This window comes from Lysinibacillus sp. EB271-A1-10B (genome assembly GCF_058791335.1).
Map to the genome: position 1 here is coordinate 73,629 of NZ_JBYTDL010000017.1, position 21,229 is coordinate 94,857.

General features: G+C 38.2%; 18 protein-coding genes, 1 other RNA gene and 1 other annotated feature. Of the genes, 1 reads left to right on the forward strand and 18 read right to left on the reverse strand.

Going from position 1 to position 21,229, the window contains the following annotated elements; translation table 11 throughout:
• Positions 1-142: 142 nt before the first annotated feature.
• The 13 genes from AC3WSK_RS19045 to hisS form a co-directional block, all read right to left on the reverse strand.
• The gene (locus tag AC3WSK_RS19045; protein WP_492414357.1) at positions 143-1,117 is read right to left on the reverse strand and encodes an N-acetylglucosamine kinase; all 975 of its coding nucleotides are present in this window, start codon (positions 1,115-1,117) and stop codon (positions 143-145) included.
• A gap of 340 nt (positions 1,118-1,457) precedes the next feature.
• Positions 1,458-2,540: a DUF871 domain-containing protein gene (locus AC3WSK_RS19050; RefSeq protein WP_079562831.1), complete on the reverse strand. Its 1,083-nt coding sequence runs from the start codon at positions 2,538-2,540 to the stop codon at positions 1,458-1,460.
• 26 nt (positions 2,541-2,566) lie between these two features.
• Positions 2,567-3,895, reverse strand: coding sequence for a PTS sugar transporter subunit IIC (locus AC3WSK_RS19055; protein WP_079562830.1), 1,329 nt, complete (start codon positions 3,893-3,895; stop codon positions 2,567-2,569).
• Positions 3,896-3,940: 45 nt separating this feature from the next.
• Positions 3,941-4,261: a PTS lactose/cellobiose transporter subunit IIA gene (locus tag AC3WSK_RS19060; protein WP_079562829.1), complete on the reverse strand. Its 321-nt coding sequence runs from the start codon at positions 4,259-4,261 to the stop codon at positions 3,941-3,943.
• A gap of 13 nt (positions 4,262-4,274) precedes the next feature.
• Positions 4,275-4,583 (reverse strand): PTS sugar transporter subunit IIB, encoded by a 309-nt coding sequence (locus tag AC3WSK_RS19065; protein ID WP_079562828.1) that lies wholly within the window; start codon positions 4,581-4,583, stop codon positions 4,275-4,277.
• A 458-nt stretch (positions 4,584-5,041) separates the two neighbouring features.
• A complete protein-coding gene (locus AC3WSK_RS19070; protein ID WP_079562827.1) occupies positions 5,042-6,217 on the reverse strand; it encodes a GNAT family N-acetyltransferase in 1,176 nt (391 codons plus the stop codon).
• Between the two features lie 110 nt (positions 6,218-6,327).
• Positions 6,328-6,597: an HPr family phosphocarrier protein gene (locus AC3WSK_RS19075; RefSeq protein WP_079562826.1), complete on the reverse strand. Its 270-nt coding sequence runs from the start codon at positions 6,595-6,597 to the stop codon at positions 6,328-6,330.
• Positions 6,598-6,615: 18 nt separating this feature from the next.
• The gene (locus tag AC3WSK_RS19080) at positions 6,616-7,335 is read right to left on the reverse strand and encodes a sugar isomerase domain-containing protein (protein WP_427483529.1); all 720 of its coding nucleotides are present in this window, start codon (positions 7,333-7,335) and stop codon (positions 6,616-6,618) included.
• Positions 7,336-7,339: 4 nt separating this feature from the next.
• Positions 7,340-8,062 (reverse strand): GntR family transcriptional regulator, encoded by a 723-nt coding sequence (locus AC3WSK_RS19085; protein WP_079562891.1) that lies wholly within the window; start codon positions 8,060-8,062, stop codon positions 7,340-7,342.
• A gap of 31 nt (positions 8,063-8,093) precedes the next feature.
• Positions 8,094-9,251, reverse strand: coding sequence for an N-acetylglucosamine-6-phosphate deacetylase (nagA, locus tag AC3WSK_RS19090; RefSeq protein WP_492414356.1), 1,158 nt, complete (start codon positions 9,249-9,251; stop codon positions 8,094-8,096).
• A 320-nt stretch (positions 9,252-9,571) separates the two neighbouring features.
• A non-coding RNA gene (gene ssrS / locus AC3WSK_RS19095) (6S RNA) lies at positions 9,572-9,771 on the reverse strand.
• Positions 9,772-9,909: 138 nt separating this feature from the next.
• Positions 9,910-11,679, reverse strand: coding sequence for an aspartate--tRNA ligase (gene aspS / locus AC3WSK_RS19100; RefSeq protein ID WP_079562823.1), 1,770 nt, complete (start codon positions 11,677-11,679; stop codon positions 9,910-9,912).
• A gap of 332 nt (positions 11,680-12,011) precedes the next feature.
• Positions 12,012-13,277 carry a histidine--tRNA ligase gene (gene hisS, locus AC3WSK_RS19105; protein WP_079562822.1) on the reverse strand — a complete coding sequence of 422 codons (1,266 nt, stop codon included), beginning with the start codon at positions 13,275-13,277 and terminating at the stop codon, positions 12,012-12,014.
• A gap of 116 nt (positions 13,278-13,393) precedes the next feature.
• Positions 13,394-13,635: a binding site (T-box leader), on the reverse strand.
• A 164-nt stretch (positions 13,636-13,799) separates the two neighbouring features.
• Between hisS and AC3WSK_RS19110 the strand changes: the two genes are divergently transcribed.
• On the forward strand, positions 13,800-15,383 hold the full coding sequence (locus AC3WSK_RS19110) for an N-acetylmuramoyl-L-alanine amidase family protein (protein ID WP_492414355.1): 1,584 nt from the start codon (positions 13,800-13,802) through the stop codon (positions 15,381-15,383).
• A 306-nt stretch (positions 15,384-15,689) separates the two neighbouring features.
• Here AC3WSK_RS19110 and AC3WSK_RS19115 read toward each other — a convergent pair whose 3' ends face one another.
• From AC3WSK_RS19115 to AC3WSK_RS19135, 5 genes are all read right to left on the reverse strand, one after another.
• Positions 15,690-15,908 carry a DUF2642 domain-containing protein gene (locus AC3WSK_RS19115; protein ID WP_492414354.1) on the reverse strand — a complete coding sequence of 73 codons (219 nt, stop codon included), beginning with the start codon at positions 15,906-15,908 and terminating at the stop codon, positions 15,690-15,692.
• A 70-nt stretch (positions 15,909-15,978) separates the two neighbouring features.
• The gene (dtd, locus tag AC3WSK_RS19120) at positions 15,979-16,419 is read right to left on the reverse strand and encodes a D-aminoacyl-tRNA deacylase (protein WP_492414353.1); all 441 of its coding nucleotides are present in this window, start codon (positions 16,417-16,419) and stop codon (positions 15,979-15,981) included.
• 101 nt (positions 16,420-16,520) lie between these two features.
• Positions 16,521-18,716 carry a RelA/SpoT family protein gene (locus AC3WSK_RS19125; protein ID WP_079562819.1) on the reverse strand — a complete coding sequence of 732 codons (2,196 nt, stop codon included), beginning with the start codon at positions 18,714-18,716 and terminating at the stop codon, positions 16,521-16,523.
• Positions 18,717-18,924: 208 nt separating this feature from the next.
• A complete protein-coding gene (locus AC3WSK_RS19130) occupies positions 18,925-19,842 on the reverse strand; it encodes a pseudouridine-5'-phosphate glycosidase (RefSeq protein WP_492414352.1) in 918 nt (305 codons plus the stop codon).
• Between the two features lie 4 nt (positions 19,843-19,846).
• Positions 19,847-20,938, reverse strand: a complete 1,092-nt coding sequence (locus tag AC3WSK_RS19135) for a carbohydrate kinase (RefSeq protein ID WP_079562817.1) — start codon at positions 20,936-20,938, stop codon at positions 19,847-19,849.
• Positions 20,939-21,229: the final 291 nt, after the last annotated feature.

The following is a 21,229-nucleotide window of genomic DNA, read 5'->3' on the forward strand; positions in this document are numbered from 1 at the left end:
TTCCTAATCAAAATACTTTTAAGTATGTAAAGTTTGAATTGAGTCCATCAAAATCTATATGTTGGACACGGTTTAAAGCTAGAGGACGAAATTTCAAGGCAATTGATTAAAAGTCATTCAATTGCCTTGCATCTTATCGCTTTCATTCTTGTTCATAATTTTTAGAGAAAGATTCCACAAAATCTGAGCCAGGCTGAACGTTTATTTGCTTGAAAGCCGCGATTACTGCCCCACCAATTGGTTGTAAGACTGGTGCCATAAATTTCAATGGTATCCCGTCTGCTTGTGCAAATTGCTGTAATCCTTGTAAAAAATACGCTTCATTCTTAAAAACGCCTCCCACTAATACGACAGGTACCTCTCCTTCCTTCCAAGCCATATGGGAGTAACATGCTTTAATCGCCACATAATAGTTCTTACAAGCATCCTCAATGATTTTAGTAGCGACACGATCTCCTTTTTCTGCCACTTCAAAAATATATTTACTTAACGGTGCAATCACTGTCCGAGGATGTTCTTCTCCGTATATACACTCTATTAATTGTGGTACAGTTTCCACAGAAAAATATCGTAGCACAACATCTGTCAACGCTGTTGAGTCTCCTCGGCCATCATAGCTTTGAAAAATAGCCTTTAGCACTTGAACACCTAAATCATAGCCACTGCCCTCATCATCAAAAAGATAACCCCAGCCCCCTACTCGATGAAAATGATGCTCATGATCGTAGCCCATTGTGATAGCACCTGTCCCAGCAATTTGCACAATGCCTGCTTGTCCAAGTGTGCCTGCATAAAGTGCAATTAGAGCATCATTATCAACAAAAACATTTGTTGTTTTAGGAACGTATTGGCGTACTATCGTTTCTACAACTTTTTCTGCCTGTAGCTCCTTGACCCCAGCCATGCCAGCAAAACAACTATCAATAGCTGCAAAAACTTGCGAATCTTGTTGTTGTAAATTTTGCAGTATATTATGAATCGTTGACTGAAAATATTGAACATCCATTGCTGTAGGGTTACTTCGAGTCGTTACTACTTTTGCATAAATATTGCCGAGTTCATCACAAATCACTGCTGACGTTTTCGTTCCTCCACCGTCAATCGCTAATACATACATATCTCTTTACTCCTTTCTTCTCTTTCAATTTCGCCCTGGCTTAAATATAGTTGTCACTATCGAAAACATTGGTAAATCAAAATAAAAAAGGATCGCCCCAAAACGTGTGGTTGATTTCCGTTCCGATTGGGCGCTTTGTTGCTGTTGTTGTTGCTGTCGCTTCGCTTCCGCACAGATAAAACATTTGCTGTCGCTTCGCTTTCGCAGAGCAGAGCTTCCCTTCAATCAACTTATTTGCATAGTATATGTTTTAACAAATGTCATCCACGAATTTTGGTGCTGAACCATAAAAAAAGGGATTAAGCCCTATTAACAAATGGCTTAATCCCTTCTTCTTTAATCATTTCGTAAAGCCAAATGATGCCCATGGCTGAATATGTGCTAATAAAAATTGTTCTTCTTTTACTACTCTTGCCACAACATTTGTTGACCCGGCATTCGGTATTTCCTTTAAAACAATTTGGAGCTCGCCCTTATAACGAACATCTAAATTATTATCGATTGTCACGTCCCCCAATGTTAATGGGCGGCTATCGTGTACAGGGAAGTCACCATTTTTATACTTAACACGAGACTGCGTACTACGGATCACGTACTCCGAAACATCACCACGATTAAAATGCGGCTCCTTAAAAAGGATTGCTTCTTCTAAAATCGACGTTTCAACAGACTGTTCAACCTTCAGCTCTAGCTTATGACGATTTAATTGGCCTAATGCACGTAATTCTTCCTCAGAAGCATACATATTGCCGATAATACAATCATCTATTAAGCCAGTGTGCCATAAATCCTTCGCTTGCACAGTAATTGGCAAATGACGATGCTCTTCTAATGTTGGTAAGCCATGCTCGGTTTCTTCCCAAGGTCCAAACGTTGCATGCTGAGATGAGATCATTGCTGCTGTTCGAATATGATTAGCTTTAAATTGTTGAGATGTTTGTAAAAAATGTTGGCGTGATAGACCTGTAAAACGTCTAGGATAAAAATTATGACAGCCAATAATATTATCTTTATTCGGTTGATAGGATAATATATTTTCTACATATTTAGTACCGTTACTAATATTTAACTCTATTTTTAAATTGCTTGCATCGAGGGACATAAACGCTTCTTCCTGGCCAGAAAAACCCATATCTAAGCGCAATGCCGCTAAATGATAATGCTCTTTAAAGTACCCAATATCTTTATACGTTAAGCCTAAATCTTCAAAAACAGCTGGTGCAATATCAGCTGAAATTTCAAAGCCAAGCTGCTGCGCAAATCTGTTTATCTGTTGTAATTTTTGTCGCTCCTGATCGTTATTTAACGACATAAGACATGTAAATATTCGATCAAAACCATTATCATGAGCGAGCTGAACATACCGCTTCATATCTTTTAGTGTACTATGCTGAGGATATAGTGAAATCCCTAATCTTCTCAATTGCAAATACCTCCATTAGTTCACAATTACACTTCTACTTTTTGATTTTCTAATTTTGTAACTTGCTGTTCGTTTTGAGACTCTGATACTGCGGCTCGCTGTTCATTCTGCTTTGCGATACGGTTTGCCATCGAAATAAACGGTAAATAAATACACACTGCGACAATCAGTAAAACAATACTAAGAACAGCTCCTTGCCAAGATTGAGTGGCTAAGAATCCATTAATAATCGGTGGCGTTGTCCACGGAGGCGAAACTGTAGCTGCCGGCACAAAGCCCCACTTTGTTGCAAAGAAAGCAATTGTTACGTTAACCATCGGTGTCAAAATAAACGGTACAAATAACACTGGGTTTAACACGATTGGAAGACCGAAAAGTAATGGTTCATTAATATTGAAAAGGCCTGGTGCTGCCGACAATTTTCCGACGGTATTATATTGTTTATTCTTTCTAGCGATAATGAAAATAGCAATTATAAGTGCTATTGTTGTACCTGAACCACCCATATTGATGAAGGCATCAAAGAATGGTTTATTTACGATGTATGGTGCTACTTCTCCAGATGAAATGGCTTTTACATTCGCTTCAATAGCTGGCAAATTTATCGATTGCATAAATGGTTCGATAATGTTAGCACCGTGAACACCTAATGTCCATAAAAACGTAGGAATGAATGCTAAAGCTAAAGCCGCAACCCATGTATTCGTTAAGCCCATAAACGGCTCTTGAATTGCTGTGTAGAATGAACCGACAATATCAGGAATATCAAAGCCCGCCGAAATAATTGTACGAACTAGAGCAAATAAACCAATTGTAATAATTGCAGGTAATAATGCGGCGAATGATTTTGAAACAGCTGGCGGTACACCATTCGGCATTTTAATTAATAGCTTAGGGTTGCCAGACAATCTACAAAATACTTCCGTTGACAGCAAAGCAACAATAATGGCTATAAACAAACCGCCTGTACCTGTTGTTAACCCTGTTAATCCACCTTCAGCAAAAGTTCCAAATGTCATATAACTGGAAAGACTGATGACACCGGCTGACAGTCCATCCTTGTCGTAACTTTTTGCAAGGTTGTAAGCAATAGTAAAGGCTAATAATAGTGAGAGAATTCCAAATGTCGCTCCCCAAATATTGCCGCCCCACTGTGTCCAAGTTTCATGTTTCCAAATAGCATCAAGTGCGTTTTGATAAAATTTGATAGGCAAATTATTAACAAGTACCGCAAGTGATCCAACAATAGTCAATGGCATGATTGTAATAAAACCATCTCGAATGGCAACTAAATGACGCTGATTCCCTACCCTAGCTGCAACCGGCACAAATTTTTCTTCTAAAAAACGGAACATTTCACACACTCCCTTTACTTTTTATTGTGACATCAAGGCTTGATGCTACACCCCTTTGATTCGTTCATACAACTCAATCATTTCTGATGCTAGATCACGAAACGTAATGGCATTCATTAAATGATCTTGCGCATGAATTAACAGCATTGACACTTCTACTTTTTCTCCCCTTGCCTCTTGTGACAGTAAAGCCGTCTGAGAATGATGAGCTTCAATCAATGAATCATTGGCTAGCTGTATTTTTTCCTTTGCTTCCTGAATCTGTCCTTTTTTTGCTAGCTGGATTGCCTCCATACATTCACTTTTCGTATTACCACTGTGCACAATCAGTCCCATAATAGATTCCATCAAAACTGTTTCTTCCATTGCCATAGCCCCCTTAACCAATCAACTTTAACGCCTGATTTAAAACATTTTCGCCATTCATCATGCCGTAATCCATCATGTTAATAACATCAATCGGAAAATTTTCCTTGTATTTTGTTTCAAATGCTCCTTTTAAGTAACGGACTTGCGGACCTAGTAGCAGCACGTCTGCCATTTTAGTAGCTAATACTTTGTCGACCTCACTTTCAGCAATTGCATAAATATCTGCCTCAATATTTTGTTCTTGCGCTGCTTTCTGCATTTTCGACACTAGCAAACTAGTACTCATTCCCGCTACACACACTAGCATAATGTTTTTCATCTAAACACTCCTCTTTGTGATTTAAGTTCGTCTTTCTAGCGATTATATTTATCAATTATGCCTTGGTATAATTGCGTCTGGAATCGGCCGGAGGCTTGGGCCAACACGACGTTGGTCACTCAGTCGTGTGTTGCTGCCGCTTCGCTTTCGCACAGATAAATTGCCACAGGACGTGGCGTTCTTAGACTGAGTTCCTCTACTTCAGCGAATGTTTGGCCATTCGCTGAAAGACGTATGAAATCGCTTTCTTAAGTTGAGAATAGCACCTATTGGTATATACCACAATATCCTTTTTACACTATTTTCTTCCTTAAGAAATGGTTTTGAAAACTGGGCTATATCTTTGTTCCAGACTACTAAAAGGATTCATTTAAGTGGTATAGTCCAGAAAAAAGTTTAAAAAAATTTAAATTTTCAGAACTAATTGTCCGATAGTTATTCATTCATGAACGCTTTTCTTAAAAGTATTCATAAAATGTTGGTTTATTAGAGGGTAATGCAAGCTGCCATCGACCAATTATGTCTTCAGTTAAATGTTTATTTGCATACATAACCGCATCCTTTACAGTTAAATAGCCAACCATCATTGCTGAAAAAAGATTAATTGGTAATGTTAACATATGCATTTCTAGGATAGAATTAGTCTCAATTATCGAGATATCTCCACTTTTATTTATTTGAAATACGTGTTCATTCCAATTACAAAACGTATCTTCAATTTGAATATATAGCGGCTCCTGAATATCACCCCACGGATAATGTTGCATAAACCTCAAAGCGTCAACGACCCTTACCATCACATCTTGAACAACTTCCTTTTTAAACTGAGGTTCTTTAAAATAAAAGCCAAATTGATGGTTGTTAGAAGTAACTCCCTTAATGTTACTTATACTCGCCGCATGCGACGTTATAAAACGCCATATCGCTTGTTCTGCAAGCAAATCCTCAGCAATAAAATCATGAATCTCAAACGTCTCATCCTTAATTTTATACCGAATATAACCTGCAATTTTATCATCGTTAAAATATGCCGCAAAATGACTATCAGGCATCCTTCTCTCTATTCTTTTCCACCACGCATCATCTCGAAGCATACTTCCGTTGTTGATAAGCGCTTGTGCATTATGAAAATCCTTAATCACCTGAAAAAGATCACGCTCTGGCCATTCAAAGCTCATACGTTTTACAACGTCCAATTGCTTTCCGAAAGCAGGAAACATCGATTGAGGAATCGTGTAATGTAACTTCTCAAAAAATAATTCCCATCCAAAATAACGATAAAAGGATACAGAAAATGGTGCTAACACAGAAATGCTTTGCCCATTCTCTCGCATTTTCTTCAGTGCCTCAGTCATAAGCTTTTTGATAATCCCTTGCTGCCGATACTCAGGATAGGTTGCAACAAAGCCAATTCCACCCATTTCATAATTTTCACCATGAATTGTCATATTAAGTGGCAATATTAGGAGCTGTCCAACTACTTTATGTTCATCGTAAGCCCCTAATGTTGTGCTATGCTCAACCCAATAATGAAAATCATCCCGACGCGCGCCAGTATACTTATTAGGAAAACAATAATCTCTTAATTGATGTACCTGTAAATAATCTTTTGGTGGGATTATTTTTATTTCCATAGAAAAAAGCCCCCCTTTCCACACAGAATATTCTCGCAATTAAAAGTACACTTAAAGACTACCTTGAATCTTTATAGTTTGCCCTTGAGAGTCAACAATGCCTTTGATGTTTAGTATTCTTCCCCAATTCCCTTAGAAACAATTAATTCTGTTACTGTTTGAAAAAGTTTCTCAGCATCAGGCCCATCTGCTGAAATTTCTACAATACTTTCGGGTGCTACTCCTTGTGCCATAACACCCATAATTGATTTTAAATTGACTGATTTCTCTTTATAGGTTAACTGAACATCACACTCAAATGGTGTGACTGCTGTTACAAGTAAAGCTGCGGGTCTAGCATGTAGTCCCTCCGGCGCTGTTATTTTATATGTTTTCTTCATACGATATCCCTCCGCTTGTCATTTAAATTTAATTCGATGTTGATAATAGGCAATCATAGCCTCATTATGAGACGAATCCGAGTCAACATTATTGCTTTTAAAAACGGGTAATACTTCGTCAGATAGAGCTATGATCTCAATGACTTCACTAAATAATATATTTAGTATAATTGAACCAATAACTGTAGAGGATGGGGCATACTGTATGTCATTGTGATGCAGTAAACCATCTCCTATTGGTATATGCGTATTGATCACTTTATCTACTACATCCTCTAAGCGCTTCCCGCTTTGATGACGGCTCGTTTGCTCGCAATAAGCAAGCGATTGCAGAGACATGACAAGTACTCCTGCTTCTTTCGCTAAAAATGCTACATCTATAGGTGCTTGATTTCTCCCAGAGGTTGAAATAACAATGCAAACATCATTTTCATGAAAATCAAAATGATCTTTATACTGTTCAATGATCGTCGGGTCCTTTTCGTTTTTTGATGATGTCATTGCCCCTGCATGTAATGTTAAAGGTTCAATAATTATAGGACGTACAGGTACAAGCCCCCCTGCGCGATAAAATACGTCTTGCGCTAAAAGATGCGAATGGCCACAACCAAATAATTGGACGATTCCTCCGCGTTGAAGCCTTTGTACAATTAATTGTGCGGCTTCTTTTATTTGGGGATATTCTTGCTCTTTGACGACTTGCATTATCTTTTGAATTTCTAGAAAATATGCATCCATAGGATCACCTTTTAATTTCACTAATGAATTTGTATCGATCAGCTCGGTAAGTACTTCGCACAAGCTCAAATGGAACTCCATCAGATAAATAACTTGTACGTTTAATAATTAACACCGGTGCAGTATGATTAATTTGCAAAAATTTACTATCTTCTTTTAGAACAATTGCTGCCTCCATTTGCTGAATAGCGTTTCCAATTTTTTGATGGAACTTTGCTTCAATTAACGCATATAATGACCCCATTATTTTCTTTTCATCTAATTCAGGATATATTTTCACTGGAATATATGTTCTTTCGATGGCCATTGGTTTGGAATCAGCACTACGAATTCGTACAACGAAGAATACCTCTTCACCAGCATCTAACATGAGATCTCTTGCAATATCAACTGGTGGTACGATTTTCTCAAAGCGTAAAACTTTACTGCTTGGTTCCATCCCTCTAGCCCGCATATCTTCTGTGAAACTTGTTAATCCTTTTAACGGTTGTTCTAATTTTGGATTAGCAACATACGTACCTCTGCCTTTTTCACGATACAGCAATCCGCTATTGACTAAATTTGTGATAGATTGACGAACAGTCATTCTACTAACATCAAACTGCGTAGAAAGCTCTCGCTCAGAAGGTATATTTTCACCGATTTTGTATTCTTCTAAATAAATACGTTGTTTAATGATCTCTTCTATTTGTATATAAATAGGTATATGAGAATTTTTATCTAACAAACCTTGTACCATTCTTATCGCCTCTTTACTTTCATTTCTCAAATACAACTTTACCCCGACAAATAGTTTTTTGTACATTTAAATTTTCATCTAGTAATACAAAATCTGCATCATAACCTTCTGCAATACGACCTTTCGTTGCAAGTTGTAATTGCTTAGCAGCATTCGTAGAGGACATTGCGACAATTTCCTGCAATGAGCAATTGGTGATTGCTTGCATATTTTTTATTGCTTGCTCCATCGTTAGCACACTGCCAGCTAAAGCCCCATTAGATAAATGAGCGCCCTCCTTAGAAACATGAACGGTTTGACCACCTAAATCATAATCACCGTGATGTAAGCCTTTTGCCCGTATCGCATCGGTAATTAAGATAATACCCTTCGCGCCTTTTATACGATACGCTAGCTTAATAGCTTGAGGATGACTATGTACGAAATCTGCAATAATTTCAGTCTTTACTAGATCATCTAAAAGCACTGCACCAACGACACCTGGATTACGATGATGGAAAGGGCGCATTTGGTTATATAAATGTGTAGCCTGCCTTACTCCCAATACTACTGCCCGATCCACCTCTTCCATGGATGCGTCAGAATGGCCAATTGAAGCGATAACATTTAAATCCTTTAACGATTCAATAAACGGAAAGCCTCCTTCTACCTCAGGGGCAAAAGTTACTTGTTTAATACGTTGCTTACTTACTTTTTGCCAGTATGCAAATTGCTCCGTAGACGGCAAAATAATGTATTCTATCGGTTGTGCGCCTGCCCGTTTTTTTGATATATACGGTCCCTCTACATGTATACCTAATAAGCTCGCCTCATCCTCATTATTTTCAAATTGACCAACATTCGCTAAAGCGCTTTCAATTGCTTCTATAGATTGCGTCATTGTAGTAGCAAGGAAGCCTGTCACGCCTTCCTGAACTAAAGAGCGTGCCATTTGATGCAGTGCTAATTGCGTAGCATCCATCACGTCATGCCCGGCAGAGCCATGTATGTGCATATCAATATAGCCAGGTAACAGGAACCAATTATTATCTTTGCCATCTATATACTGCTCAGCCTTTTCAGACATGTTATGACTTATTTTAAGTATCTTACCATCATCGATGTAAATGTCTCCTTTAAACGGCGCTTCATCATGATTGACGATCGTAACATTGGAAATTAACAGCGTATTCTTCAATAGATCACCCCCTAGCGTTTTTTGAGGAGCTTGACCGAAGCTACAGGCAACTTTTTTATTCGGTATAGTTGTCTATACCAATTATATGATGATTTTCCAAAAATAAAAAGTGATTTTTTCATATTTTCTAAATTTTTAAGTTAATTCATTACATTTTTCCATTCACTATCATATGGTACGATTTTCACTTCGTTCTTTTTTAAGCCTAGGATCATCGCAATACTCCTCTAAATTTTTTTGTTCTGCTTCTAGTTATTTTTCGAATAACACTAAAAAAGGAGCTATTTAAATGCTCCTTTTTTGCTTAATAACTATGTATGACGAATCCCGATTGTGCCGTTATGCCAAGAAACATTCGTTTTGAACCCGCATTTCGCAGGGGGGTGCCCGCTTTGCAGCTTTAAACGTCCCGCTCCGCATGGGGCTTGTTTGCGACTACAAAATGAAGGCTCCCGATTCTATAGTGTTCGGTCAAAACTGTTAAGTAGAGCTAGCAATTAGACAAACACATCAGGATTCGTATTACAGTTATAATAACATTATATTTCTGATAATTCAAACTATTTTCTTAAAAAAATCTGTCTTCTTGCGAAAACGCAAAAAATACCTAGATTCCCGACAAATTTCGCTAGGGAATCCAGGTATTTAGAAGTACAAATTATTTTCTGAATGGTTTGATGGCTAAGCTTAACTCGCTTAATTGATCAGGAGACACTTCACTAGGTGCATTTGTCATTAAGCAGCTAGCACTTGCCGTTTTCGGGAATGCAATTGTGTCACGTAAGTTAGTGCGGCCAGCAAGTAGCATTACGAAGCGGTCAAGACCAAATGCAAGACCTCCATGTGGTGGTACACCGTATTCAAATGCTTCTAATAAGTAGCCAAATTGAGCTCTTGCTTCTTCTTCTGTGAAACCAAGTAAATTAAACATTTTTTCTTGTAATTCACGCTCATAAATACGTAATGAACCTCCACCAAGCTCATAACCGTTTAATACGATATCGTATGCTTGTGCGCGGACTGCAGAAGGATCTGTTTCCATTAATTGAATGTCTTCGTCAAATGGACGCGTGAATGGATGGTGTGCTGCTTTATAGCGACCATCTTCTTCAGAGTACTCTAATAATGGCCAATCTGTAATCCATAGGAACGCAAATTGTGATTCATCTATTAAGCCTAATTCTTGACCTAATTTCGTACGAAGAGCACCTAATGAAGCTGCTACAACAGACGCTTGATCAGCTACAAATACTAAAATATCGCCCACTTCTGCTTTCATACGTTCGATTAAAGCAGCTGCTAATGCATCGTCAAAGAATTTTGCAATCGGTCCGTTTAAGCCTTCTTCCGTTACTTTTAACCAAGCAAGACCTTTTGCTCCGTAAATACCAACAAATTTTGTTAGCTCGTCCATGTCTTTACGAGAGTATTTATCTGCTGCACCTTTAATGTTAATACTCTTTACTTGTTTGCCTTGTGCCACTGTATCAGCAAATACTTTGAAATCACAGCCATCAAAAATGTCATTTAAATCAACAAGCTCTAAACCAAAACGTACGTCTGGTTTATCAGAACCGTAACGATCCATTGCTTCTTGATATTTCATACGTTGGAATGGAGCAGGAATATCAATGCCTTTTACTTCTTTCATAACTGCTTGGATTAAGCGTTCGTTCATTTCAATAATTTCTTCTTGCGTTAAAAAGCTTGTTTCAATGTCAACTTGTGTAAACTCTGGTTGACGGTCAGCACGTAAGTCTTCATCACGGAAACAACGTGCGATTTGGAAGTATTTTTCAAAACCTGACACCATTAATAATTGCTTAAATAGCTGTGGTGATTGTGGTAATGCATAAAATTCACCTTCATGTACACGTGATGGTACTAAATAGTCACGAGCCCCTTCTGGAGATGATTTTGTTAAAATTGGTGTTTCTACTTCTAAGAAGCCTTCGTTTTGTAAAAAGTTTCGAATTGTACGCGTAACGTCCGAACGCATTTTGAATGTATCAAACATAACCGGACGACGTAGGTCAAGATAACGATATTTTAAACGTAAATCTTCGGATACGTCTGTGCGATCTTCAATTTGGAATGGTGTTGTTTTTGCTGTATTAATGACGATTAATTTTGTTGCTTCTACTTCAATTTTACCGTTCGGTACATTTGGGTTGATTTGGTCTTCTGAACGAAGGATCACTGTTCCTTCTATTTCAATTACATATTCACTACGTACTTTATCAGCTAAAGCATGTGCTTCTGCTACGTCAGGGCTAAACACTACCTGTGTGATTCCAGTACGGTCACGTAAATCAATGAAAATTAAACCACCTAGGTCACGACGACGTTGTACCCAACCTTTTAATACGACTTTTTCACCTTGTAATGCTTCTGAAAGCTCGTTACTAGCATGTGTTCTTGTTGCCATTTATTTAATTCCTCCAAAATTTATTTGGCTCATCACCATAACTTAGGGTTGATTTCCGTTCCACCTGGCGCTTTCCTGGGGGCGTCCAGTTTCACTTATCCACTTGACATATGTTTTTACAATATGTCATCCCTAACTTTTGATGATGGACCGGTTATTTTAAATATGTAGCATACACTTCCTACTAAGTAGAGAATTGATGCCATGGAAAATTAGATATCCGTTCATTGTTAAATGAATTAACTGTCCAAAACGACGTAGATATTTGAATCATTTGGACAGCTAATCCTGTAATGATAAAAACGATTTATGTTTTAACAGCTTGTGTTCGTTTATTGTTTTAAAAGGTAATTCACTAATTCTGAGAACGCTACTTTTTGTTGTTCTCCTGATTCCATATGCTTAACAGTAGCTACTTGCTCTTCAAGCTCTGTTTCACCTAAAACAATCGTATATTTTGCACCTAAACGGTCTGCAGATTTCATTTGAGCTTTCATTTTGCGATCTAAATAATCCATCTCAGCTGAAATGCCCTTTGCACGGAAGGTACTTGTTAATTCTACTGTTTTTAGTTTCGCGTCTTCGCCCATAGCGATCATATATACATCAAGTCCTGATGCTGTGTCTAATTCAACACCTTCAGCTTCAAGTGCTAGCAACAAGCGTTCAATACTTAATGCGAACCCGATACCTGGTACATCTGGTCCACCAATTTCTTGTACAAGGCCATTGTAGCGCCCACCACCACAAAGTGTAGTAATCGCTCCAAAGCCAGAAGCCGTTGACATAATTTCAAAAGTCGTATGATTGTAATAATCAAGACCCCTTACAAGGTTTGGATCAACCTCATATGAAATTCCCAGCGTATCTAAATACGTTTTAACTTGTGCGAAATATGTTGCTGATTCCTCTGTTAGGAAATCAGTTAATGCTGGTGCAGATTTCATTAATGGGTGCTCACGGTCTACCTTACAGTCCAAAATTCGTAGTGGATTTTTTTGCAAACGATTTTGGCAATCCGAACAAAACTCATGAATATGTGGTTCGAAGTGTTGTAGCAGTGCTGTACGGTGTGAGTCACGTGTATCTTTGTCACCAAGTGAATTAATGACTAATTTTAAATCTTTTAAACCAGCTGAACCGTAGACATCCATTGCTAGCGCGATTACTTCTGCATCGATAGCTGGATCCGCTGAACCAATGGCTTCTACTCCAAATTGAACAAATTGACGGTAGCGCCCTGCTTGTTGACGTTCATAGCGGAACATAGGTCCTAAATATGAAAGCTTTACTGGCTGATCAGGTGCACCAAACATTTTATGCTCAACATAAGAACGAACTACTCCAGCTGTATTTTCCGGACGTAATGTTAACGAACGGCCACCGCGATCTTCAAATGTATACATTTCCTTTTGAACAACATCTGTTGTTTCACCGACACCACGTGCAAATAAATCTGTTTGTTCAAAAATGGGTGTGCGAATTTCGTTGTAACGATAGACACGGCAAATATCACGGATAACCGCTTCTACCTTCTGCCATTTTTCAGATTGACCAGGCAAAATATCTTGCGTCCCTCGTGGCACTTTAAAACTCATAGAAATACCTCCTTTGTAAATTGCTTATGAGCAAGCTGTCTTCTGGACTTTCTTCATTTTAAGTATGAATTCCTTAAAATTTGTCCAATAAAAAAGCCCTCGCCTCCTTGCGTAATGCAAGGGACGAGAGCTGTATAAGCTTCCGCGGTTCCACCCTAGTTGACGCATCAAATACATGCGTCCTCCTCCTGATCGGATAACGGCCGATTCCGTTTTTTCCTACTAAGCACTACTTTTCAGAAAAAAGCCTCTCAAGTGTTATTCACGTTATACATTTTTGTAGGAAAGATTTCAGCCTAGGTCTTTCCCTCTCTTCTTCAATAGAGGTATACGCTACTTGCTTGGTCATAAGCGGTTAATCATTTTTTTGATTACCCTTTATGTTAGTCACAACAAAAGGCAATGTCAACTGTTTTTGTTTTTTTTACATTACATTCGTTAAAATAACAAATTCCGTTACCTTTTTCCCACGAATTCTATTACTAAAGCATGGTAAAATAGAACAAGAATAGGAGGAATCTGATGAGGACAAAACTTTTACATATTCTAATCATCTTCGTACTAGTGCTAACGTTTGCATTTCCAAGTCACTCTGTTCAAAGAGCACTAGCCGACTCCAGTGACTTAAAAGTAACTGGAACGATTCTTCATTTACGTGAGGGACCTGGACTGTCATATCCAATTATTACGACATTAGATGAGGGTGACCCATTAACTTCTATTGGTCGTGAGGGCGATTGGATACAAGTAAAAGCAGGCAAGTACGAAGGTTGGGTAGCATCCTGGCTAACCGCTTCGATAGACGATAAGCAAGTGGCTGATCAAACGTTGATTTCACAAGTCGATCGTCTAAATATCCGTACTGAGCCTGACATATCTTCAGCAGTTCTTGGACAATTATCAACAGGCGACCAAGCTAACCTTATTGCAAAAAATGGTGAATGGGCGAAAATAGATTGGAATGGGCTAGTTGGTTGGGTATCCACTGACTATGTGACGATCAATGCTCTACCTGAAAAAAAGGTAAAAGCTGAGGCTGATGAACCTAAAGTCGAAGTATCCACAAAAAAAGTCAACAAAGATACTACATTTACAGTTTTAGTGGATGCTCTTAATGTGCGCCAAAAGCCAGACTTAAATGCTAGCAAAATAGGAACTGTTTCAAATGGCCAAGCCTTTAAGGTGCTAGCTCAAGAACATAACTGGGTACAAATTCAATATAACAATAAAAAAACAGGTTGGGTTTATAGCTTTTATGGTACTTTTTCAAATATAAAAAGTACGGCATCAAAATCTTCTTCTACTTCCTCAGAGCTTGAATCTGTCACAATCATTTATAATGGGACAAACTTACGGACAGATGCATCAACAGTTGCTGATGTTGTTGAACGCGTAGACGCTGGTGAAACCTACCCTATTGTAGGCGCTAAAAATGATTTTTATGAAATACAAATAGATGAAAAAACTGCTTTTGTAGCGAACTGGGTCGTTACGACTTCTTCGTCGAGCAAAGCTGCTACTCCTACCAAAAAGGAAAAATCGAAACCACGCAAGAAAGGTACTTTAAATGGGTTAACGATTATTGTAGATGCAGGACATGGTGGGAATGATCACGGTACAACTGGACAACGTGGAACCGACGAAAAAGAAATTACATTGAAAACTGCATCTCTTCTTGCTTCAAAGTTGAGTGCTGCTGGAGCAAATGTTGTCATGACAAGAGAATCAGATGAATATGTTGACCTCCGCAAACGCGTTTCAATTGCACACCAATATGAAGCAGATGCTTTTATCAGTATACATTATGATGCAACTGACGATAGCTCCATTAATGGTTTCACCTCATATTATATGAATAGTAATCAACAAGGTCTTGCAGAGGCAATAAATAATGGACTCTCAAATAAAATCGATTTAAAAAATCGTGGTACCCAACAAGGAAATTATTTAGTTCTACGAGAAAATCGTCAAAAAGCTGTCCTTGTTGAGCTGGGCTACTTAAGTAATGGTAGCGAGGAACGTGTTATTACAACCGTTAAATACCGGGAACAAGCTACTCTCGGCATCTACCAAGGCGTTTTAGATTACTTTAACGAGAATCAATAAAGTGAAACTTAATTATTGGGACTGCATGACGTGTCGCTTTCGGTGCGACTAAATTACTGTCCGTTAGGCAATATAAATAAGCTGCTAAGGAACCTAGAGTTATCATTCCTTTGCAGCTTATTTTTGATTATCAAACAAATATGACGTTTTCTTTTTAGAAGTGTAAATAAGCTGTTGGAACTGAAATCGATTAAAAACACGGTGGTTTGGCACTGTATTGTAAATGAATATCGACATTCACTAACTACTAGTTAAACAAAAAGGGCCTCTAACTCATATTCTCTGAGTATAGAGACCTTAATGCGCTTATTTTTCCCTCTTTGCCAACGTCACCCACACGATTTCCTTTAGACGAATGAACAATGGAGTACGACTAATCTCTACAACGATATTGTCAGGTAATACAGAGATTAATTTTCCTTGATGGATATTTTTCTCTGTTTGCACTACTATTGCCTGACCAATCATCAGATTTAGCATTTCGTATAAATATGGATTCGATATGCGTTCTCCCTGAGTCACCATTAACACACTTCCCTCCTACAAAACTAACCATACTATTAAATGTATGAAGAAATTATAGGAAACGTACCATTTATTTAGACTCAAGAAGTATCGTAATTGGGCCATCATTTGTAAGTGCAACGTCCATCATTGCACCAAATATTCCCGTTTCCACATGCAAACCGTGTTCGCGTAAGGCATTATTAAAAGCCTCCCATAACGGTTCCGCAACTTCTGGTATTGCTGCATTTGTAAAACTTGGACGATTCCCCTTTTTTGCATCCCCATACAATGTAAATTGTGAGACGGATAAAATAGCCCCTCCATGCTCTAAAATGGAATGATTCATTTTCCCATCAATATCTTCCCATAGGCGAAGATTAGCTACTTTTTTTGCTAAATATTCAACATTTTCTTGCGTGTCCTCGTGTGTAATGCCCACTAGAAGAACATAGCCGCTATCAATAGCTCCCGTTACTTTTCCGTCAACCGTAACAGAGGCTGCTTTACTACGTTGTAAAACTACTTTCATTTTTTAAAACCTCAATTCCTCATTATATGCACCAGAAGTATCATTTTTCGGTACATAACAAAGTTGCTACTGCCCAACCATTCATTTAACAAAGAAATCGATTAGTTAATAACACGTTGTACTGAATATATATCAGGTGTTTGCTTAATACGCTCCACTACTTTATGCAGATGTGAAATATTTGAAATCGAAATTGTTAAATGAATCGTTGCCATTTTATCGCGATCTGCACGACCACTTACTGCTAAAATATTCGTTTTCGTTTCGCTAACAATTTGCATGATTTCATTTAAAATGCCTGGTCGATCGAAAGCTGAAACTTCAATATCGACAGGATATTCTTTTCTCTCTGGAGTAAGTCCGTGTTCCCACTCTACTTCTATTAAACGCTCCTGCTCATCTTCTACTTGGATATTTGGGCAGTCTGCACGGTGTACTGAAACACCTCTACCTTTTGTAATGAAGCCTACAATTTCATCTCCAGGAACTGGCGTACAACAACGAGATAGTCGAATAAGCATATTGTCAATGTCTTTTACGATAACACCCGATTCCGTCCGTTTTTGAGGAATAGGGTTTTTCATTTTTTGTTCAATTTTCTCAAGAGCTTCTTCTTGTTCACGCTCTTTGCGGCGCTTTTCAGCTAGACGATTAGCAACTTGCTGAGCTGTAATTCCATTCACACCGACAGCAGCATATAAGTCTTCTTCATTTGTATAGTTAAATTTTTCGCATACACGCTTCAAATTTTCGGCTGACATTGTTTCTTTCACGTCAAAATCTTGTGCACGGATTTCCTTTTCTATCATCTCTTTGCCCTTGATGATATTTTCTTCACGAAGATGACGTTTGAAAAACTGCTTTATTTTATTTTTGGCCTGTGAGGATTGGGCTATTTTCAGCCAATCACGGCTCGGACCAAATGATTGCTTTGAAGTTAAAATTTCAATAATATCTCCCGTTTTTAACGGTGTATCAAGCGGCACCATTTTACCATTGATTTTCGCGCCAATTGTACGATTTCCGACTTCTGAGTGCACACGATATGCGAAGTCGATAGGTACAGAGCCTGCCGGTAATTCAATGACATCCCCTTCAGGTGTGAAAACATAGACCATATCAGAGAATAAATCAAATTTTAAAGATTCCATAAATTCTTCAGCATTCGATGATTCGTTTTGGAATTCTAAAATTTCTCGGAACCATGTTAATTTTTGGTCGACATTTTGTTTTTCGTTATCAACTTTTTTACCTTCTTTATATGCCCAATGCGCTGCAATCCCGTACTCTGCAATTTTATGCATTTCCTTTGTACGGATTTGTACTTCTAATGGATCACCATAAGGACCAATTACTGTTGTATGCAATGATTGGTATAGGTTTTGTTTTGGCATCGCAATATAATCTTTAAAACGGCCAGGCATCGGCTTCCATAATGTATGCACAATCCCAAGTACGGCATAGCAATCTTTAATACTATCGACAAGTACACGAATGGCTAATAAATCATAAATCTCGTTGAATTGTTTCTTTTGTAACACCATTTTACGATAAATACTGTAAATATGTTTTGGGCGACCATAAATATCCGCTTCAATTTCAACCTCTGTAAGCTGTGACTTCATTTCAGTCATGACATTGTCTAAATATGCTTCACGCTCATCACGTTTTTTCTTCATAAGACTGACAATGCGATAATATTGCTGCGGGTTCAAATAACGAAGTGCTGTATCCTCAAGCTCCCATTTAACAGTCGAAATCCCAAGACGATGCGCAAGTGGTGCAAAAATTTCAAGTGTTTCTTTAGAAATACGGCGTTGTTTTTCTGCAGGTAAATGCTTTAATGTGCGCATATTATGTAGACGGTCTGCCAGTTTAATTAAAATGACACGAATATCCTGCGCCATCGCTACAAACATTTTTCGATGATTTTCTGCTTGTTGCGCTTCTTTAGATAAATATTTAATTTTCCCAAGCTTTGTTACACCATCTACAAGTATTGCAACCTCTTCGCCGAATTCACGAACTAAGTCGTCGCGCGTAAAATCCGTATCCTCGACAACATCATGTAAAAAACCAGCCGCAACTGTTTCTGGATCCATTTGTAATTCAGCTAAAATACCAGCTACTTGCACTGGGTGAATAATATACGGTTCACCTGAGCTTCGGAATTGCTCAATATGGGCATCCCTTGCTAATTCATATGCTTTTTTCACGAATGCGACATTTTCATCATTCATGTAGGATTTGACTAACTCAAAAACGTCCTCGGGAGTCAAAATTTGCTCTTTCGCCATAACATGTCCACCTTGCTCGTCAAATTTTTCAGATTAGATATAAACTTAATTGTATAAAATTTAATGGGCTATTGTAAAGTAACTGTGTCATTTTGTTTAGTTATTCTCGTGAACAATGTGAAAATTGGAAAAATATCCCCTCAAATGAATAAAAAGACCCTTTGCGAATTTTATATTTCGCAAAGAGTCTCTTTTTCTGTACAAAAGTTTATGAGTTTAATTTATTATACGCTACAGCAATTTTCGACCCAATTACTGCATTATTTTTTACCAATGCAATATTGGCATCAAGGCTTTTACCTTCTGTTAATTCTTTAACTTTTCCAAGTAAGAATGGTGTTACGTTTTTACCTTGAATTCCGTTTTCTTCTGCTTCTACTAGAGCTTTTTCAATGATTTCTGTAATGAATGAATGTTCAAGTGCTTCAGACTCTGGAATTGGGTTAGCAATGACTGCTCCACCTTTTAAGCCTAATTGCCATTTTGCACGTAGCATCTCTGCCACTTCCTCTGGCGTATCAATCTTGAAGTTTACATCAAAACCGCTTTGACGTGTGTAGAATGCTGGAAGTTCATCTGTACCGTATCCAACGACTGGTACACCTTTAGTTTCAAGGTATTCTAAAGTTAAACCAATATCTAAAATGGACTTCGCACCCGCACAAATTACAGCAACATTTGTTTGCGCTAATTCTTCTAAGTCTGCTGAAATATCCATTGTTGTTTCAGCACCACGGTGTACGCCACCGATACCGCCAGTTACAAAAATTTCGATATCAGCAAGCTCCGCACAAATCATTGTTGCAGCTACAGTTGTCGCTCCTAATTTTTTTGTTGCTAAAAGATAGCCTAAGTCACGACGAGATGCTTTTGCTACACCTTGTGAATTACCGAACATTTCAAGTTCTTCATCTGATAAACCAATTTTGATTTTCCCATCAATTAATGCAATAGTTGCAGGTACTGCACCATTATCACGAATAATTTGTTCTACTTCTCGTGCTGTTTTCACATTTTGTGGATATGGCATTCCGTGAGAAATAATTGTTGATTCTAATGCTACGATTGGTAAACCTTTCGCTTGTCCTGCTTTTACTTCTTCTGATAATACGATGAATTCTTTCATGTTGTTATTCCTCCATTTCACTGTTTAACAAATCAACTGATAATTCAGGTCTTACGGTATATGGCGATGCAAGAGTATTTTTGGCATTTGTTAAGCCTGCATCAATACATGTTGCAAAAGATTGGCCAGTAAGCCAGCTATGGATTACAGCACTGACAAAGGCATCTCCTGCACCTGTCACATCTTCAATTTTTTCTATAGCTTTAGCTACGAAATGACTTGGCTTCGTTGTAGTGGAAGCTGCATACACACCCTTACTACCAGCTGTAATAATGACATGCTCAGCACCTAATGTAAGAAGTTGCTGTAAAGCCTTTTCATAATGCGTTGAGTTTTCGATTGTATGACCAACAATCGTCTCTGCTTCATCTGTGTTACAAATAAACCATGTTACACCTTGCAACGTATCTGGTAATCGATTCATTTTCGGCGAAGATACCGGCACGATGACAAATGGAATATCACGGGCAATTGACACCTGCTGAATGTAAGCCACTGTTTCCTTTGGACAATTTAAATCCATAATAAAGCAGCCCGCATTCATCAGCATTGCCTCATGTTTATTTAGCAAACTTGGCAATAAAAGCTCGTATACATCCATGTTCGCTACTGCTAGTGCCAACTCACCCTGCTCATCCATAATCGCGGTATAGGAACCCGTCGAAACATCCGGTAACTGTTCTACATAACGTAAATTCATAAATGGCTCTGACGCTTCTTGGATTACTTGCCAATCAGCATCTTTGCCAGCGGTAGTTAACAATGTTACCTGATGATTTAATCTGCCTAAGTTTTCAGCAATGTTTCGTCCAACACCACCTACACTAAATGAAGAGCTTGCAGGATTGGACGTACTGAATTGGACATTCCCTTTGACATGAAACTTTCGGTCGAGATTGGCTCCACCGATACAAATAACTTCATTTTCCTCAGGCAAAATATATGCACGACCTACAATTTTCCCCTGCTTCGTTAAGCTCGACACTAAATTGGCAAGGACTGGTCGAGATAGTTTCATCTTATCTGCCATCTCTTGCTGAGACATAAACGGATTCTGGCGAATTAAAGCAAGGACCGCCTGTTCTCTTTCATTCATAGCATCACCTTTTGTTATATTTGTTTATATTATAAACTTTTGTTTGGATGATGTCAAAAATTTTTTTCCATTTTAGATTTAAACAAAAAAGTTGAAGCTGTTATAATATTGGCTTCAACTTCATGTTGTTATATCTATTAGTTTTGTGGTAACACGATAAACTAGAGTAATATGCCAGAAGATACATACTAAGTGAAATGGCTGGTTGGAGTGGAGGCTGAGCGACTCCACGGGAATTAGCGTCACAGATGAGACCCTAGAGAGAGTGAAGCGGCTCATCGGACGCCCTCA

Bases quoted from the DNA above. Each gene is read 5' to 3' on its own strand.
- AC3WSK_RS19070 (WP_079562827.1), bottom strand. From the start codon at position 6,217: ATGGAAATAAAAATAATCCCACCAAAAGATTATTTACAGGTACATCAA.
- AC3WSK_RS19130 (WP_492414352.1), bottom strand. From the start codon at position 19,842: ATGAAAGAATTCATCGTATTATCAGAAGAAGTAAAAGCAGGACAAGCG.
- AC3WSK_RS19060 (WP_079562829.1), bottom strand. From the start codon at position 4,261: ATGGAAGAAACAGTTTTGATGGAATCTATTATGGGACTGATTGTGCAC.
- AC3WSK_RS19065 (WP_079562828.1), bottom strand. From the start codon at position 4,583: ATGAAAAACATTATGCTAGTGTGTGTAGCGGGAATGAGTACTAGTTTG.
- dtd (WP_492414353.1), bottom strand. From the start codon at position 16,419: ATGAAAGTAGTTTTACAACGTAGTAAAGCAGCCTCTGTTACGGTTGAC.
- AC3WSK_RS19135 (WP_079562817.1), bottom strand. From the start codon at position 20,938: ATGAATGAAAGAGAACAGGCGGTCCTTGCTTTAATTCGCCAGAATCCG.
- AC3WSK_RS19080 (WP_427483529.1), bottom strand. From the start codon at position 7,335: ATGGATGCATATTTTCTAGAAATTCAAAAGATAATGCAAGTCGTCAAA.
- hisS (WP_079562822.1), bottom strand. From the start codon at position 13,277: ATGAGTTTTAAAGTGCCACGAGGGACGCAAGATATTTTGCCTGGTCAA.
- AC3WSK_RS19110 (WP_492414355.1), top strand. From the start codon at position 13,800: ATGAGGACAAAACTTTTACATATTCTAATCATCTTCGTACTAGTGCTA.
- AC3WSK_RS19045 (WP_492414357.1), bottom strand. From the start codon at position 1,117: ATGTATGTATTAGCGATTGACGGTGGAGGAACGAAAACGTCAGCAGTG.
- AC3WSK_RS19055 (WP_079562830.1), bottom strand. From the start codon at position 3,895: ATGTTCCGTTTTTTAGAAGAAAAATTTGTGCCGGTTGCAGCTAGGGTA.
- AC3WSK_RS19075 (WP_079562826.1), bottom strand. From the start codon at position 6,597: ATGAAGAAAACATATAAAATAACAGCGCCGGAGGGACTACATGCTAGA.
- aspS (WP_079562823.1), bottom strand. From the start codon at position 11,679: ATGGCAACAAGAACACATGCTAGTAACGAGCTTTCAGAAGCATTACAA.
- AC3WSK_RS19115 (WP_492414354.1), bottom strand. From the start codon at position 15,908: ATGGTGACTCAGGGAGAACGCATATCGAATCCATATTTATACGAAATG.
- AC3WSK_RS19125 (WP_079562819.1), bottom strand. From the start codon at position 18,716: ATGGCGAAAGAGCAAATTTTGACTCCCGAGGACGTTTTTGAGTTAGTC.